Source organism: Phenylobacterium sp., assembly GCF_004799515.1.
Taxonomy (GTDB): Bacteria; Pseudomonadota; Alphaproteobacteria; order Caulobacterales; family Caulobacteraceae; genus Phenylobacterium.
The window spans coordinates 27,327-43,150 of the sequence record NZ_SSMX01000052.1; the positions used below are offsets into that span (position 1 = coordinate 27,327).

Genomic DNA, 15,824 nt, shown 5'->3' on the forward strand with positions numbered 1-15,824 from the left:
AGTTTGGGAGCACCGTGAGGCGATTTCCGGTCATTGATGCCATGGTTGGTGCGAGCCTTGGCGCCCCGAGCCGCGGCTCCGCCTACAACCCCTCGAACAGCGCCGTCGAGACGTAGCGTTCCGCGAAGGACGGCACGATGGCCACGATCAGCTTGCCGGCCATGTCGTCGCGCGCCGCCACGCTGAAGGCCGCGGTGAGCGCCGCGCCGGAGGAGATGCCCACCGGGATGCCCTCTTCCGCCGCCACGCGCCGGGCCATGGCGAAGCTGTCGTCGTTGCCGACCTGCACCACCTCGTCGATCACCCCGCGGTCGAGGATCGAGGGGACGAAGCCCGCGCCGATGCCCTGGATCTTGTGCGGTCCCGGCTGGCCGCCGGAGAGGACGGGCGAGGTCTCGGGCTCGACGGCGATCATCCTGACCGAGGGCTTGCGGGCCTTCAGCACCTGGCCGACGCCGGTGATGGTGCCGCCGGTGCCGACGCCGCTGATCACCGCGTCCACGCGGCCTTGCGTGTCGTTCCAGATCTCCTCGGCGGTGGAGACCCGGTGGATCAGCGGGTTGGCGACGTTGTCGAACTGCTGCGGCATCACCGCCCCGGGGGTGGCCTCGACGATCTCGCGGGCGCGGGCGACCGCGCCGGCCATGCCGCGCTCGGCGGGGGTGAGTTCCAGCTTGGCGCCCAGGATCAACAGCATCTTGCGCCGCTCGATCGACATGCTCTCGGGCATCACCAGGGTCAGCCGGTAGCCCTTGGCTGCGGCCACGAAGGCGAGCGCGATGCCGGTGTTGCCGCTGGTCGGCTCAACGATCATGCCGCCCGGCTTCAGGAGGCCCTGGGCCTCCAGGTACTCGACCATGGCCACGCCGATGCGGTCCTTCACCGAGCCGATCGGGTTGAAGAACTCCAGCTTGGCGACCACCTCGCCCTTGGGCTTCAGCGCCGCTGTCAGCCGCGGCAACCGAACGAGCGGGGTGTCGCCCACGGTGTCCAAGATGGAGTCGAAGATCTTGCCGCGCCCGGCGCGCTGGAAACGCGCGGCGTCGTAGATCTTGTCCGGGGTGGAATCCATGCCTCTAGGCCTTTCCGAGCTTCGCCCTTTGGCCGCGAACCTAAGGGTTCCGCGAGGGATTGGAAGGCCCCGTCGGGCGGCGCCGTCGGCTATTCGGCGGCCCATTCGGCGGAGATGACCGCGGGCTCAGCCAGCAGCGGCTCCAGGAGCTGGGCGGCCAGCCAACGCACCACCGGAACGGCCACTCCATCGCCGGCCACATGCAGGGCCGAGGTGGCCGCCGGCGGCAGGCGGTAGGCCTCCGGGAGGCCCATCAGCCGGGCGGCCTCGCGCGGGGTGAGCAGGCGGGTGCGGACCCGTCCTTCGCCGGCCACCACGATCAGTTGGCGCGAGGAGCCCCCGCGCGGGGTGCGCAGGCAGCCGGCCAGGCCGTCGAACCGCGCCTCGGCCCGCTGCACCCGCACGCCATCCTCGGTGCGCATGCGCCGGTAGACCGCGCCGACCTGCCGCTCGCGGCGCGTCCGCAGGGCCTCCAGGCGGACGCGGTGCAGCGGGGCCATCAGCGCCAGCCAGCGCTCGGTGCGCTCCGGCGGGTGCCAGGCGACGTCGGCGTCCGGCTCCAGCAGGGCCGCAAGGTCGGCGTTGCGGGCGGGCGGCGCGGCCAGCCGCCACCAGACCCAGCGCGCGGCCAGGGCCGGTGGCAGACCGGCGGCGGCGGCCTTCACCGCGCGGGTGTGGAAGGGACTGTCGCCGGTGAGCGCAGGCGGCGGCGGCGCGCGCGTGGCCACCACGAAGACCCGCGGCCGCGACTGCGGCAGGAATCCCGCCGCGTCGATCTCCAGCGCGCCAAAGCTGTAGCCCTCGTCCGCCAAGGCCTGGCCGAGGGCGGCGAAGTCGCGCCCGCCATGCGAGGTGAGCAGGCCGCTGACGTTCTCGATGACGATGCTCCGGGGGCCACGGTCCTCGGCGGCCAGGCCCTCCACCAGCCGCCAGAAGCCGAAGAAGGCCGAGGACCGCCCGCCGGAGAGCCCGGCCCGTGCGCCCGCCAGGCTGAAGTCCTGGCAGGGACTGGAGGCCCAGGCGAGGTCGGCGTGGCCCGGCAGGCCGCTCGCCGAGAGCCGCCAGACGTCGCCCTCGTGGAAATGCTCCGCCGCGTCGGGGAAGTTCGCCCGGTAGGTGGCCGCCTTGACAGGGTCGAAGTCGTTGGCGAAAGCGCAGGCCCAGGCTTCGCCCAGGCCCAGGCGCGCCATGCCGCCGCCGGCGAAGAATTCGTAGAAGGTGTAGCCCGGGCCGCTCACGGATATGCTTCGTACCCTGATTTGCCAGCCACGAGGGACCTTCATGCCCAAAACCCCGGCGAGACCCGGACGCGGACTTTCACCGGGACACGGGCCTTGGGCGGCGGCGGCGGCGTTCGCGCTCGTGCTGCCGGCGCTCAGCGCCTGTGGCGGCAAGGGCGGCGACGAGAGCGAGGCCAAGCCGCCGCCGCCGGACACGGCCAGCAATTTCGCCCAGCCGCTGGACGCCCACGGGGCCTCGCCGGCCTGGAGCCTGAAGGTGCGGGGGACGGCGCTCAGCGTGACCCGCTACGCCCAGGCCGACGCGACGGCGACCTCGCCCGGCGCTGACATCCAGCCGCATTCCGCGAACTGGCTCGGGACCCTGCCGAACGGCCAGACGATGAAGGTGACCCTCTACGCCAGCCCCTGCACGGATCCCGAAACCGGCCGGATCTTCCCGTTCGTGGCTGAGGTCGACATGCCGGACGACACCCCGCTCAGCGGCTGCGGCGGCCCGGCAGGCTCGAAAGGCGTTCCGCCGGCGCCGGTGAAATAGCCGGTCAGGTCGAGGGCGGCGGCGCGGCTCAGCCGTGCTGCAGTTCGAGGGTCTGGAACTGCGAGTGGCCGGCGGCCTTGCTCACATGCGGTCCGGGCAGGACGAAGCCCACGGCGATCGCTGCGGCGGCGACCAGGGCCAGGACGGCCTTCAGGTCGAGGGGCGCGCGGGCGGCGCGGGTCTCGGTCTGGGTCGGGGTCTCGGTCATGGTCGCCTCAAGCTTGTCGCGGTGGAGAAAAGCCCGGGCGCGGCGGCGGGTTCCCAGAGTCAAGCTGCCGGTCAAGCTGCGGGGAGTCAGGGTGCGGCGGCGGCCGGCCCTGGCCGCCAGTCTGTCCTTGCCCGCACGCGTCCGGCGGCGGCAAAGTGTCCGGCAGGCCGCGAAGACTGCGGACAAGCTCACCACAGGGAGCGCGCGATGGAAAAGGCTTACGACCTCGTCGTCCGGGGCGGCAGCGTCATCGACGGGACCGGCCGGCCAGCCTTCGAGGCTGACGTGGCGGTCAAGGACGGCGTCATCGCCGGGGTGGGCCGCGTGGCCGGCGCCGGCGCCGAGGAGATCGACGCGCGCGGCCTGATGGTCACCCCGGGCTTCGTCGACATCCACACCCACTACGACGGCCAGGCGACCTGGGACGCGCGCATGCAGCCGTCGTCCTGGCACGGGGTCACCACCGTGGTCATGGGCAACTGCGGGGTGGGCTTCGCCCCCTGCCGCGACGCCGACCACGACCGGCTGATCCGGCTGATGGAGGGCGTCGAGGACATCCCGTTCCCGGTGCTGGCCGAGGGCCTGCCGTGGACCTGGGAAAGCTATCCCGACTACCTCGACAGCCTGGCGAAGCGCCGCTTCGACGTCGATATCGCCAGCCAGCTGCCGCACGCGGCCCTGCGGGTCTTCGTCATGGGCCAGCGCGGCGTCGACCGCGAGCCGGCGACCGAGGCCGACATCCACGCGATGGCGGCCATCGCGCAACGGGCCATGGACGCCGGCGCCATCGGCTTCGGCACCTCGCGCACCTTGAACCACCGCTCCTCCGACGGCTCGCCGATCGCCACGCTGACCGCCGGCGAGGACGAGCTGACCGGCATCGCGCTCGGCATGGCCGCCGCTGGGAACGGCGCGGGCCGCGGCGTCCTGCAGGTGGTCAGCGACTTCAACGATCCCGTCGAGGAGTTCGCCATGCTGCGGCGGGTCGTCGAGGCCTCGGGCCGGCCGCTGAGCTTCTCCCTGCTGCAAAGCCCGCGCGACCCCGAGCAGTGGCGGCTGATGCTCGACCAGATGAGCGACGCCCGGGCCGCCGGCCTGCAGATGCGCGCCCAGGTGGCCACGCGGCCGGTGGGCGTTCTGTTCGGCCTGGAGCTGACCGCCAATCCCTTCAGCACCTACCCGACCTACCGCGAGATCGCGAAGCTGACCCTGGCCGAGCGCGTCGTGCGGCTGCGCGATCCCACCTTCCGCGCGCGCCTGCTGGCCGACGAGCCCGACAGCGGCCGCGCGCCCGGCCTGTCGCCGGCCCGCGCCTGGGAGCGGATCTTCCCCATGGGCCTCGACAGCCCCGACTACGAACCGACGCCGGACCAGTCGATCGGGGGCCTGGCCGAGGCGCGGGGGGCCGATCCGCGCGCGCTGGCGCTGGACCACATGCTGGACGGCGGGGCGGGCGGCGGGCGCGGCATGCTCTATCTGCCGCTGCTCAACTACGCCGGGGCCGATCTCAGCCACGTGCTCACCATGCTGCAGCACGACTGCGTGGTCCCCGGCCTGTCGGACGGGGGCGCGCACGTCGGCATGATCTGCGACGGCAGCTTCCCGACCACCAACCTGGTCCACTGGACCCGCGACCGGACCCGCGGCCCCCGGCTCAGCGTCGAGAAGATGGTCAAGGCCCAGTGCCGCGACACCGCCGAGACCGTGGGCCTGTTCGACCGCGGCCTGCTGGCGCCCGGCTACCGCGCCGACCTCAACGTCATCGACTATCCGCGCCTGACGCTGAAGGCGCCGCAGGTGGCCTACGACCTGCCCACCGGCGGCCGGAGGCTGATCCAGAGGGCGGAAGGCTATGTGGCGACCATCGTGGCCGGCCAGGTCACCTACCGCGACGGCGAGCCCACCGACGCCCTGCCCGGCCGCCTGCTGCGCGGGGCGCAAGCCACGCCGGCGGCGCTGGCGGCGGAATAGGCGGCGCGGCATCCCTCCCTCTTCAGGGGAGGGTGGCCGAGGCGAAGCCGAGGTCGGGCGGGGGTTTGTGGGCCAGACTGAGAGCTGACCGCCTGAACGCGACTCCCCACCCTGGCCGCCACGCGGCCTGTCCCTCCCCTAACCTGTCCCTCCCCGAAGAGGAGGGATGTGCGTTCGCCGCATGGCAATCGCGGTGAGTCGCCCCCATAAAGCCCCCATGCCCTCCGCCGTCGCCGAAGCGCCCGCCGATCCGCTGGACGAAGCCCGCGCGATCCTGCGCCGCACCTTCGGCCACGCCGAGTTCCGCGGCCTGCAGGCCAACGTCATCGCCGAAGTCCTGGCCGGCAACAGCGCCATGGCCGTGCTGCCCACCGGCGGCGGCAAGAGCGTCTGCTATCAGATCCCCAGCATGATGCGCCCAGGCCTGGGCCTCGTCGTCTCGCCGCTGATCGCGCTGATGACCGACCAGGTGGCCGGCCTGCAGCAGTCGGGCGTAGCGGCGGCGCGTCTGGATTCCAACATCGACCCGCAGGAGAAGGCCGACACCTGGCGGCGGATCGAGGCCGGCGAGCTCGACCTGCTCTACGTCTCGCCGGAAGGCCTGATGCAGCCCTGGATGCTGGAGCGGCTGGCGCGGGTTCCCCTGGCGCTGATCGCCATCGACGAGGCCCACTGCGTCAGCCAGTGGGGCCACGATTTCCGCCCCGAGTACCGGATGCTGGGGCGCCTGGCCGAGCTGTTCCCCGGCGTGCCGCGCCTGGCGGTCACCGCCACCGCCGACGCCCGCACCCGCGACGACATCCGCGCCGAGCTCCACCTGGAGGCTTCGCCGGAGTTCGTGGACAGCTTCGCGCGGCCGGAACTGGTGCTGTCGGCGGAGCGCAAGCGCGGCTCGGCCCTGAAGCGCGTCGTGGAGCTGGTGGCGGCGCGGCCGGACCGCTCGGGCGTGATCTACGCCGGCTCCCGCGACAAGACCGAGCAGATCGCGCAGGCCCTGCGCGACGCCGGCGTCCCGGCGCTGGCCTACCACGCGGGCCTGGAACGGCAGCTGCGCTCCGACCGGCTGGAGCAGTTCCTGCAGGCGGACGCCGCGGTGATGGTGGCGACCATCGCCTTCGGCATGGGGGTCGACAAGCCGGACGTGCGCTTCGTGATCCACGCCGACGCCCCGGCCTCCATCGAGGCCTATTGGCAGGAGATCGGCCGCGCCGGGCGCGACGGCGACCTGGCCGAGGGCATCACCCTCTATGGCGCGGCCGACATGAGCTGGGCGCTGCGCCGCATCGGCGAGCGCGATGTCGATCCGGTGGTGAAGCAGGCGCAGACGGCCAAGGTGCGCCAGCTCTACGCCCTGCTGGACGGCACCGGCTGCCGGGCGGCGACGGTCCGGCGCTACTTCGGCGAGGAGGGCGTCGAGGCCTGCGGCCAGTGCGACCTCTGCACCGGCCGGATCGACCTTTCCGACGCCACCGAGGCCGCGCAGAAGGCCCTGTCGGCGGCCCACCGCCTGGGCGGCCGCTTCGGGCGCGGCCGGCTGGTGGACCACCTCTTGGGCAAGACCAAGGACGTCAGCGACTCCGAGGCGGCGCTGTCGACCTGGGGCATCGGCCAGGAGCTCTCCGCCAGCGCCTGGCGCGACCTGGTCGAGCAGCTCTTGTTCGAGGGCCTGCTGCGCGAGGACCCCAACGACGGCCGCCCGCTGGTGGGCGTGGGCGATGCGGACGCCGTGCGCGCGGTGTTCCGCGGCGAGCGGCGCGTGGCGATCCAGACCCGCGCCGAGGAACCCGCCGGCCGGGTCCGAAAGGCCCGGAAGGGGCGTGAGACCCTGGCGACGGCGCCATCGGACAAGGCGCTGTTCGAGGCCCTGCGCGCCTGGCGGTCCCGCGAGGCCAAGGGCCAGCACGTGCCGCCCTATGTCATCTTCCACGACCGCACCCTGGCCGAGATCGCCGCGGTGAAGCCCGGCTCCCGCGCCGCGCTCGAGCGCGTCAACGGCGTCGGCGAAGGCAAGCTCGCCCGCTATGGCGCGGCCGTGCTGGAGGTGGTGGCCGGCTTCGCCGGCTAGGGCGTGGCGGCCTTGAAGGCCGGAGCCGCGGGCGCCGTTGCAGCGCAACGCTTCACCTCGCCCGCCTTGCAGGCGGCCACGTCGGCGCGCCAGGCGTCCATGGCCTTGTCGTAGTCCGCCTTGACCTTGGCGTTGGCGGCGTCCTGCCGGGCGAGGCCCGCCTTGTAGTCGGCCACCGCCTGCTCATAGGCCGCGCGCCTGGCGGCGTTGCGCGCGTCGACCGCGGCGTTCTTCCGGGCGATCTCGACATTCAGGGCGGCGCTCCGCCGCGCCTGGTCGGCCAGCTCCTCAGCGGTCGCCAGCTTGGCGGCGAGGACCGCATCCGACGGCGGCGGCGCGGCGGCGGCCGGTATCGGCGGCGGCGGCGAGCCAAGCGCGGGGCCGGCCAGGACGACGGCGGACAGGACGACGGCGGACAGGGCGACGGCGGACAGACAGGCGACGGCGATCGATCTCATGGTGCGCTCCCAAGGCTGCATATGGTGAAGCTTCGGGATTCGCGCCAGACGCCGCCTTTATCCCGATCAGGGTTTCAGGCCGGCGGCCAGATAGCTTTCCGCGGCGTCGGGATCGAGCTTCAGGGCCGCGGCGAGGTCCGCCTCGCCGCCGGCCTTGTCTCCGGCGCGCAGCTTGGCGAGGCCGCGGCCATAGAGCGAGGCGGCGGACTCCGGCCGCTCCGCCAGAGCGGCGTTATAGCGGGTGACCGCGTCGGCGTAGTTCTTCTGGCGGAAGCTCACGAAGGCGCGGCTGTCGAGGGCGGACGGCAGGGTGCTGTTCACCGCCAGGGCGTCGTCGCAATCCCTGGCGGCGAGATCGAGCTTTTCACCCCAGAGGGCGCGGCTCCAGCATCGCCCGTTCAGCAGGACCGCCGACTTGGGCCAGCGCGCCAGGGCTGCGTCGAAGATCGCGACCGCCTGGGCGTAGCGGCCCTGGAATTCCTCCAGCTCCGCGAGGCGAATGATCGTCGTCTCGTTCTCCGGATTCATCCGTTCGGCGTCCCGCAGGTCGTCGCGCGCCGCGTCGAACCGTTTCAGTCGCGCCTCCATCAGCCCGCGCCAGCTCAGCGCCGTGGCGCTGTCGGGGTCGAGCTTGATTTCCGCCTCGGCGGCGGCCAGGGCGTCCTCGCGGCGGTGGGCGGCCCATAGGATGTTTGACCGCACGCGCAGGATGGCAGCCTCATCGACGCCGGCCTGCCGCGCGTCGTCCGTCGCGGCCAGGGCCCGGTCGTAGTCCTGCCGGGCCTCGAAAATCCCGGCGCGGGCTTCATAGGCGTCCACGGTCCGCGGGAACGCCAGCACATAGATGTCCGCCGCCTTCTCCGCCTCGTCGAATTTCCGGGCGTGCGTCAGGGCCTGGACGCGTCCGCGCAGATCGGCGGCGTTGGGCTTCTCGGATACGCTGACGGCCGCTGCATAGGCGTCCGCCGCCTCGGGCCAGCGCTTCAGCTCCACCAGTACCAAGGCCCGCAGCCGTTGGGCGTCAGCCCACCCCGGCTGGGCGGCGAGCGCACGGTCCGCGAGCGCCAGGGCTTCGTCATAGCGGCGCTCCGCGCCCACCGCGTAGCCGGCGGCCAGCAAGGCCTTGGCGTCCTGCGGCGCGGGCGGCGGCGGCGCGGTAGGGGTGACAGCCGGCTTCGGCGGCGCGTCGACCGCCCAGACGAAGGCCGCGCCGGGCTTGAAATCGGCGCGCTTCGCCTCGTCCGCGGCGGCCTCGGCGGCGGTGATCTCCGGCGTCATGGACCGCAGGGAATGGTACATCGTCACCGTATCGCCCTGGCTGGACAGCCGGCGGACATAACGCATCCCGCCCAGGGTGGTCGCCACATTGTCCCCGCGCCGGCCGGTCTGGATCCCCTGCGGCAGCCGGATCGTGGTCACCCAGCGCGAATAGCTGGGATAGGCGACGGCGAAGGGCGCGGTCTGGTCCTGGTCGGCGTCGCGCTTGATGGGTTTGATCGGCCCCAGGCCGCTGCCATGGATCTGGTACCAGAGGGTGTGGCCGCCGCTGGCGTCCTTGCTCCAGTCGACCTTGCCCTCGCCGCGGACCTCCTCGAGGAACAGACGCCGGCGCGCATCGTAGCTCCAGGTCACCGACTTCGGCTCGAACCAGGAGAGATTCTCAACGGCGGCCTTCTTGAGCACCTGTTCGGCCTCGTCGTGCGGCGCGGAAGCGACCTCACGGTCGATGGAAAAGGCCTCGTCGCCGCGCAGGACGAAGCGCGCCGTCACCTGCGCCGGCGCATGCAGGCCGGCGCGCGCGTCGATCTGCACCACGGTCTCCTCGACGGGCTGAAACGGGACGGGCGGAAGATGCTTTTCGAGGTCGCCGCCGCCGCCCGCGTGCACCGGCAGGCCGACCCCGTACGGGAAGACCTCCAGCTCCACGAGGTTGCTGTCGCCGCTGCGCGTGCCGTCGAGCCAGAGCGTGCGGCCGCCCACCTCGGCGCGCACCAGCACGTGGTTGAAGACGCCCAGTTGCGGCAGGGCGTAGTCCAGCCCGTCGAGGCCCGATGCGTTGGCCAGCACCGGCTCGGCCTTGATCCCCAGCTCCGACAGCAGGGCCAGCAGGAGAGCGGTCTTGGCCTTGCAGTCGCCGAACCGGCGGCTCCAGGTCTCGTCCGCCGCCGCCGGACGATAGGCGCCGCTGTCCAGTCCGACATAGACGTAGCGGACTTGGTCCTGCACCAGCTGCAGGGCGGCGAGCGCCTGTTTGGCCGGGTCGGCGGAGGCCGCGCGGATCTTCGCCGCCTCGGCCTTGAGGGGCGAGTCCGGCTTCGGCGTCGCGGCGCTGGCATAGAGCGGCGCCATGAGGGCGGAGATCTCCCGCCAGTCCGCAAAGCCGCTCGCCTGCACGAGGCGGCGCACGCGGAAGCGGGCCGGCGCGCCGTCGGCCCTGGTCGGCGCGGGCAGGCCGTCGGCCTCAAACAGCGCCTCGACGGCCCCGCCGGCGCGCCGCACGGCGCTCTTCGGCAGGTCGTCGCTGGCGCGCCAGGCGATGCTGGACGCCGCCGGCCAGGTGGCACGCTCGCGCAACCGCCCCGCGATGGCGGTCGTCGGCAGGAGGTCCACGAACTGGCTGTGGCCGGCGAGCAGCGGGTCGTGGCTGCCCGTGGTGATCGCCAGGTCGATGACGTCGCCCACCTGCAGGCCGGGGATCTGCAGGGTCGCGGTCAGCCGGCCGTCCAGCATCGCCGCCTCCAGGCCCTGCTCGCGGCGCACGACGGTGAACTTCTGGGCGGCGAGGACGTCCGTGACCTTGCCGTCGTGAGTCACGGTCAGCCGGTGGATCGCCAGCGTCTCGACCTGCGGGTCCCAGACCAGGTTGAGGTTGCCGGCGTCCAACGCTTCCGGCGTCAGCAGCTTGAAACGGGTTTCAAGATACTGGGCGTCACCCTCGGGCCCCAGCTTGGCCTGGCTGTCGCGCATCAGGACCTGGAGCAGCGCACCGGCCGGCGGCGCCTGCCTGGTGTCCGGCGGCGGGGGCTTCACCCAGGCCGGCGGCGGCCCGTAGTCGGGCTGCGCCTCCTCCGCGCGGACCACGCCCGCGGCCATAGCGAGGCCGAGCCCCAGGAAGACCCTGAAACGGTTGTGAACGCCCACGAAACTGCCCCCGCCGCGTCCCGCCAGGATCCCGCGGCGCGACAACCGTAGCGCGCAGACGCGGAATGTGAAGTCCCGCCATCCGCCGGAGCTCGGGCGGCGTTAGACGTCCACCTCGGCGTCCAGGGCGTTTTCCTGGATGAACTCGCGGCGCGGTTCGACCAGGTCGCCCATCAGGCGGGCGAACATGTCGCCGGCGTCTTCGGCGTGGGTCACCTTGACCTGCAGCAGGGTGCGGGCCTCGGCGTCGAGGGTGGTCTCCCACAGCTGGTCGGCGTTCATCTCGCCCAGGCCCTTGTAGCGCTGGATGGAGAGGCCGCGGCGGCCGTTGTCCATCACCGCATTGACCAGGTCGATCGGCCCGCGGACCACGGTGGCGCGGTCGCGGCGGGTGAAGGTGGCGCGGCCGGCGAAGATCTCCGCCAGCTCCTTCGACCGCTCCGCCAGGCGCCGCGCGTCGGCGGCATGCAGCAGGAGCTCGTCCAGTACGATGCGCTCGGAGACGCCGCGCTTCACCCGGCTGAACACATAGCTGCCGCCATCGCCCTTGGCGCCGGACCAGGCCCCGTCGCCCTCCTCGGCGTAGAGGTCGAGACGGGCCGCGGCCCGGGCGATATCGCCGCCCTCGGCCAGAAGGCCGGCGAGCGCGGCCTGCTCGATGGCGAAGGCCGGCGCGCGGGCGGCCAGGCGCTCGACGTTGGCCTTGGCCCCGCGGGCGGTCTGCACCAGGGCCAGGAGGTCGCCGCCGGTGATCCGCTCGCCGTTGGAAAGGTCCAGAGTCGCCCCGTCGACGCCCTCGTCGATCAGGTAGATTTCCAGCTCCGCGTCGTCCTTCAGGTAGCGGATCGACTTGCCCTTGGCGGCCTTATAGAGCGGCGGCTGGGCGATATAGAGGTAGCCGCGTTCGATCACCTGCGGCATCTGCCGGTAGAAGAAGGTGAGCAGCAAGGTGCGGATGTGGGCGCCGTCGACGTCGGCGTCGGTCATCAGCACAATCTTGTGGTAGCGGATCTTCTCGATATCGAAGTCCTCGCGCCCGATGCCGGCGCCGAGCGCGGTGATCAGGGTGCCGATCTGCTCGGACCCCAGCATCTTGTCGAAGCGGGCGCGCTCGACGTTCAGGATCTTGCCGCGCAGGGGCAGGATCGCCTGGTTGTCGCGGTTGCGGGCCTGCTTGGCCGAGCCGCCGGCGCTATCGCCCTCGACGATGAAGATCTCCGACTTGGCCGGGTCCTTCTCCGCGCAGTCGGCGAGCTTGCCGGGCAGGGAGGAGATATCCAGCGCCGACTTGCGCCGGGTGAGCTCGCGGGCCTTGCGCGCGGCCTCGCGGGCGGCGGCGGCCTCGGCGATCTTCTGGACGATCATCCGGGCTTCGGTGGGATGTTCCTCGAACCAGGCCCCGAGACCCTCGCCGACCAGCCCTTCGACCGCCGGGCGCACCTCGGAGGAGACCAGCTTGTCCTTGGTCTGGGAGGAGAACTTCGGGTCCGGCACCTTGACCGACAGGACGCAGGTCAGGCCTTCACGGGCGTCTTCGCCGCCGACCGAGACCTTCTCGCGCTTGGCCGCGCCGGAGCTCTCCGCATAGCCAGTGATGATCCGGGTCAGCGCCGAGCGGAAGGCCGCCAGGTGGGTGCCGCCGTCGCGCTGCGGGATGTTGTTCGTGAAGCAGAGGACGTTCTCGTGGTAGCTGTCGTTCCACCATAGCGAGAGGTCGAGCTCGACGTTCTCCCGCTTGCCGCGGACCACGATCGGCTCCTTGATCAAGGGCGTCTTTGCCTTGTCCAGGTGGCGCACGAAGGCCTCGATGCCGCCTTCGTAGTGCATGACCTCTTCCGTGGGCTCGGCCCCGCGATGGTCCTTCAGCCAGATGGTGACGCCGGAGTTCAGGAAGGCCAGCTCGCGCAGCCGGTGCTCCAGCGTCTTCAGGTCGAAGTCGATGAAGGCGAAGGTCTCCAGGGACGGCAGGAAGGTGACCTCGGTGCCCGACAGCGGCTCGCCGTTCGGCCGCATCGGCGCGTCGCCGGTGACCACCAGGGGCGAGACCGCGTCGCCCCGGCGGAACTCCATCTCATAGGCCTTGCCGCCGCGGTAGATCTTCAGCCTCAGCCAGTCGGAGAGCGCGTTGACCACCGACACGCCCACGCCGTGCAGGCCGCCGGAGACCTTGTAGGAGTTCTGGTCGAATTTCCCGCCGGCGTGCAGCTGGGTCATGATGACCTCGGCCGCCGAGACGCCCTCGCCCTCGTGGATGTCCACCGGGATGCCGCGCCCGTCGTCGGTGACCGTGCAGGACCCGTCGGCGTTGAGGATCACCTCGACCCGCGTCGCCCAGCCCGCCAGGGTCTCGTCGATGGCGTTGTCGACCACCTCATAGACCATGTGGTGCAGGCCCGAGCCGTCGTCGGTGTCGCCGATGTACATCCCCGGCCGCTTGCGCACCGCGTCCAGGCCCTTGAGAACCTTGATGCTTTCCGCGCCGTACTCGGCCTGGCCGTTCGACTCCGGCGCCGAGTCCGGGCCGCCTTCGGGGATATCGTTCTGTTCGCTCATTTTCCGTCCAGTTGGGGTCCCGCCTCACCCAAAAAGAGTGTGGGGCCCGCCGTAGTCTTCCGGGCGTCGCCGGCGACCGAATCTCTCAGTGACTATATAGGGTTTAGGCGGCCTTTCCGCACCCTTTGCGGATGCGCTATGGGGTCCTTGGTCCCGCAGGCCGATCGGCGTCAAGACGTATGAGCGAATCCTCCCGAACCGACACCCCCGCAGAGGTCGAAGCCGCCTGGCGCGACGGCCTGCGCGCGCTGCGTGAGGACCGGCCCCATGACGCGCTCGCCTGCCTGAACCGGGTGATCGCCAGCGGGCGCGTCAACGCCGCCATCTGGCTGGGCGTGGCGATGACCCAGCAGGCGCTCGGCGACAACGCCGGGGAGCTTTCCGCCCTGCAGCAGGCGCTCGCGCTGGAGCCCCGCAACCTGCGCGCCCTGATCATGACCGGCGACTGCCACGGCCGGACCGGCGACGGCCGCGCGGCGGTCAGCTACTACGACGCGGCCCTGAGGCTCGCGGCCGCCGCGCCGCCCACAGACCCCACCCTGCGCGCCGAAGTCGAGCGCGCCCGGCGCATGGCGGAGCGCTACACTCGCGAGTTCGAGGATCACCTGACCGGCCGGCTGGGCGGCCCGGCCCTGGACCGGCCGGATGCGCGGCGCGTACGCCAGTCCCTCGACCTGCTGCTCGGCAAGTCGCAGGTCTACCTGCAGGAGCCGAAGCACTACTACTTCCCCGGCCTGCCGCAGATCGCTTGGGCCGAGCGCGACCAGTTCCCCTGGCTGGACCGCGTGGAGGCGGCGACCGACGTCATCCGCGCCGAGCTGAAGCAGGTGCTGGAGGAGGATGGCGCCTTTTCCCCCTACATCGAGGCCGAACCGAACCGGCCGATGTTCGACGACGCCCACGGCATGCTGGGCAACCCCGCCTGGAGCGCCTTCTATCTGTGGAAGGGCGGCGTTCCGCAGCCCGAGAACCTGGCGCGCTGTCCCTCGGTGATGGAGGCGCTGGCGGAGGCGCCGCTCTGCCGGATCCCCGGCCGCACGCCCTCGGTGCTGTTCTCCCTGCTGCGCCCCGGCGCGCATATCCAGCCGCACCATGGCTTCACCAACGCCCGCTACATCTGCCACCTGCCGCTGATCGTGCCCGACGGCTGCGCCATGCGGGTGGGCGCCGAGACGAGGCCCTGGACCGAGGGCCGGGCCTGCGTCTTCGACGACAGCGTCGAGCACGAGGCCTGGAACCGCAATCCCTCGGCCCTGCGGGTGGTGATGATCTTCGACATCTGGCGCCCGGAGATCGGCGAGACCGAGCGCGAGCTGATCAGCGCGCTGCTGCAGGCCGTGGACAGCTACGGCGGCGCGGCGGCCCCGGCCTGGGAGGGCTAGCTGAGCGCGGTCAGCGCCGCGCCCTCGACCCGGAAGCCCTGAGCGCGGCCGCCGAGGCCCTCGAACAGGTGGTCGTCGGCGCCGGTCAGGAAGGCCTGCAGGCTGAGGGCCTCGATCTCATCGAACAGGGCCGTGCGGCGGCGGGCGTCCAGGTGGGCGGACACTTCGTCCAGCAACAGGATCGGGCTGGGACTGGAGTCCGCGCGCGCCAGGCGCGCGGCCTGGGCGAGCACCAGGTTGAGGATCAGGGCCTTCTGCTCGCCGGTGGAGCATTCCGCCGCCGGCCGGTCCTTCTCGGCGTGGATCACCGACAGGTCCCCGCGGTGCGGGCCGGTCAGGGCGCGGCCGGCGGCGGCGTCGCGGGGCCGCGCCTCGGCGAGCGCGCGGGCGAGCCTCGCCTCGATGTCGGCGATCTCGGCCCCGGCGGCCGCCATCTGCTCCCACTCGCCGGTGAGCGCGAGCCGGGCCTGCGGGAAGGGCCGCTCGCCCCGGCTGTCGATCTCAGCCTGCAGGGCGGCGAGGGTGGTCGCCCGCGCCTCGGCCACCAGGGCGCCGGCCTCGGCGAGCCTCGCCTCGAGGGCGCTCAGCCAGGCCGGATCGGGCGGCTGGCCTTGGTCGGTGAGCAGCCGCATCCGCTCGCGCTGCGCCCGCTCATAGGCCTGGGCGTGGGCGGCGTGGCGCGGGATGGCGGCGAACACCAGCCGGTCGAAGAACCGCCGCCGCTCGGCCGCGCCCTCCAGGAAGAGCCGGTCCTGGGCCGGCGTCAGCCAGACCTGGCGCAGGTGGTCGGCGAGGCGGCCAGGCGGCACGGTCTCGCCGGCGATCCTGACCGTACGCCGCGTGGCGCCCGCCTGCTCGACACCGGTGCCGATCGGGGTCTCCTCGCCCGCCGCCGACACCGTGGCCGAGACCGCCCAGGCGCGGCCCATGGCCTCGCCCGGCAGACGGCGGCCGACCTCGGCCAGGCTGGAGCCGCGCAAGCCGCGGCCAGGCGTGAACAGGCTGATCGCCTCCAGGAGGTTGGTCTTGCCCGCCCCGTTCGGCCCCACCAGGAACACCGGCCGGCCATCCAGGGCGAGCTCCGCCCGGGCGTAGGCGCGGAAGTCGGTCAGGGTCAGGCGGATGAGGGCCGTGGCGGTCACGGGCGCGGTCATAGCCGGTTTCGCGCGGCGGGGCGAAACAGCGGATGGGCGATCCG

11 protein-coding genes are annotated in these 15,824 nt (G+C 72.3%); 4 read left to right on the forward strand and 7 right to left on the reverse strand.

Going from position 1 to position 15,824, the window contains the following annotated elements:
• Positions 1–82 precede the first annotated feature (82 nt).
• Together cysK and E8A49_RS20130 are read right to left on the reverse strand one after the other, a co-directional pair.
• A complete protein-coding gene (gene cysK, locus E8A49_RS20125) occupies positions 83–1,072 on the reverse strand; it encodes a cysteine synthase A (RefSeq protein ID WP_293385859.1) in 990 nt (329 codons plus the stop codon).
• An 89-nt stretch (positions 1,073–1,161) separates the two neighbouring features.
• Positions 1,162–2,316, reverse strand: a complete 1,155-nt coding sequence (locus E8A49_RS20130) for a DNA cytosine methyltransferase (RefSeq protein WP_293385995.1) — start codon at positions 2,314–2,316, stop codon at positions 1,162–1,164.
• Positions 2,317–2,353: 37 nt separating this feature from the next.
• Here E8A49_RS20130 and E8A49_RS20135 point away from each other — a divergent pair, with 37 nt between their 5' ends.
• On the forward strand, positions 2,354–2,848 hold the full coding sequence (locus tag E8A49_RS20135) for a hypothetical protein (protein WP_293385861.1): 495 nt from the start codon (positions 2,354–2,356) through the stop codon (positions 2,846–2,848).
• 28 nt (positions 2,849–2,876) lie between these two features.
• Here the strand turns inward: E8A49_RS20135 and E8A49_RS20140 are convergent, their stop codons facing one another.
• Positions 2,877–3,056 (reverse strand): hypothetical protein, encoded by a 180-nt coding sequence (locus E8A49_RS20140; RefSeq protein WP_293385863.1) that lies wholly within the window; start codon positions 3,054–3,056, stop codon positions 2,877–2,879.
• A 207-nt stretch (positions 3,057–3,263) separates the two neighbouring features.
• On the opposite strand from E8A49_RS20140, the gene E8A49_RS20145 reads away from it, so the two are divergent.
• On the forward strand, positions 3,264–5,027 hold the full coding sequence (locus E8A49_RS20145; protein ID WP_293385865.1) for an amidohydrolase family protein: 1,764 nt from the start codon (positions 3,264–3,266) through the stop codon (positions 5,025–5,027).
• A gap of 217 nt (positions 5,028–5,244) precedes the next feature.
• On the forward strand, positions 5,245–7,092 hold the full coding sequence (recQ, locus tag E8A49_RS20150; protein ID WP_293385867.1) for a DNA helicase RecQ: 1,848 nt from the start codon (positions 5,245–5,247) through the stop codon (positions 7,090–7,092).
• Here the strand turns inward: recQ and E8A49_RS20155 are convergent.
• From E8A49_RS20155 to gyrB, 3 genes are all read right to left on the reverse strand, one after another.
• On the reverse strand, positions 7,089–7,550 hold the full coding sequence (locus E8A49_RS20155) for a hypothetical protein (RefSeq protein WP_293385869.1): 462 nt from the start codon (positions 7,548–7,550) through the stop codon (positions 7,089–7,091). The two genes, recQ and E8A49_RS20155, sit on opposite strands and share 4 nt — an antisense overlap.
• Positions 7,551–7,616: 66 nt before the next feature.
• Positions 7,617–10,691, reverse strand: a complete 3,075-nt coding sequence (locus tag E8A49_RS20160) for a DUF3857 domain-containing protein (protein ID WP_293385871.1) — start codon at positions 10,689–10,691, stop codon at positions 7,617–7,619.
• Between the two features lie 102 nt (positions 10,692–10,793).
• Entirely contained in the window at positions 10,794–13,244 is a 2,451-nt protein-coding gene (gene gyrB / locus E8A49_RS20165) for a DNA topoisomerase (ATP-hydrolyzing) subunit B (RefSeq protein WP_293385873.1), read from the reverse strand.
• A gap of 179 nt (positions 13,245–13,423) precedes the next feature.
• Between gyrB and E8A49_RS20170 the strand changes: the two genes are divergently transcribed.
• On the forward strand, positions 13,424–14,626 hold the full coding sequence (locus E8A49_RS20170) for an aspartyl/asparaginyl beta-hydroxylase domain-containing protein (protein WP_293385875.1): 1,203 nt from the start codon (positions 13,424–13,426) through the stop codon (positions 14,624–14,626).
• On the opposite strand, the gene recF is transcribed toward E8A49_RS20170, so the two are convergent.
• Positions 14,623–15,768 carry a DNA replication/repair protein RecF gene (gene recF, locus E8A49_RS20175; RefSeq protein WP_293385997.1) on the reverse strand — a complete coding sequence of 382 codons (1,146 nt, stop codon included), beginning with the start codon at positions 15,766–15,768 and terminating at the stop codon, positions 14,623–14,625. The genes E8A49_RS20170 and recF overlap by 4 nt on opposite strands.
• Positions 15,769–15,824: the final 56 nt, after the last annotated feature.

Bases quoted from the DNA above. Each gene is read 5' to 3' on its own strand.
- cysK (WP_293385859.1), bottom strand. From the start codon at position 1,072: ATGGATTCCACCCCGGACAAGATCTACGACGCCGCGCGTTTCCAGCGC.
- E8A49_RS20135 (WP_293385861.1), top strand. From the start codon at position 2,354: ATGCCCAAAACCCCGGCGAGACCCGGACGCGGACTTTCACCGGGACAC.
- E8A49_RS20140 (WP_293385863.1), bottom strand. From the start codon at position 3,056: ATGACCGAGACCCCGACCCAGACCGAGACCCGCGCCGCCCGCGCGCCC.
- E8A49_RS20145 (WP_293385865.1), top strand. From the start codon at position 3,264: ATGGAAAAGGCTTACGACCTCGTCGTCCGGGGCGGCAGCGTCATCGAC.
- recQ (WP_293385867.1), top strand. From the start codon at position 5,245: ATGCCCTCCGCCGTCGCCGAAGCGCCCGCCGATCCGCTGGACGAAGCC.
- E8A49_RS20155 (WP_293385869.1), bottom strand. From the start codon at position 7,550: ATGAGATCGATCGCCGTCGCCTGTCTGTCCGCCGTCGCCCTGTCCGCC.
- gyrB (WP_293385873.1), bottom strand. From the start codon at position 13,244: ATGAGCGAACAGAACGATATCCCCGAAGGCGGCCCGGACTCGGCGCCG.
- E8A49_RS20170 (WP_293385875.1), top strand. From the start codon at position 13,424: ATGAGCGAATCCTCCCGAACCGACACCCCCGCAGAGGTCGAAGCCGCC.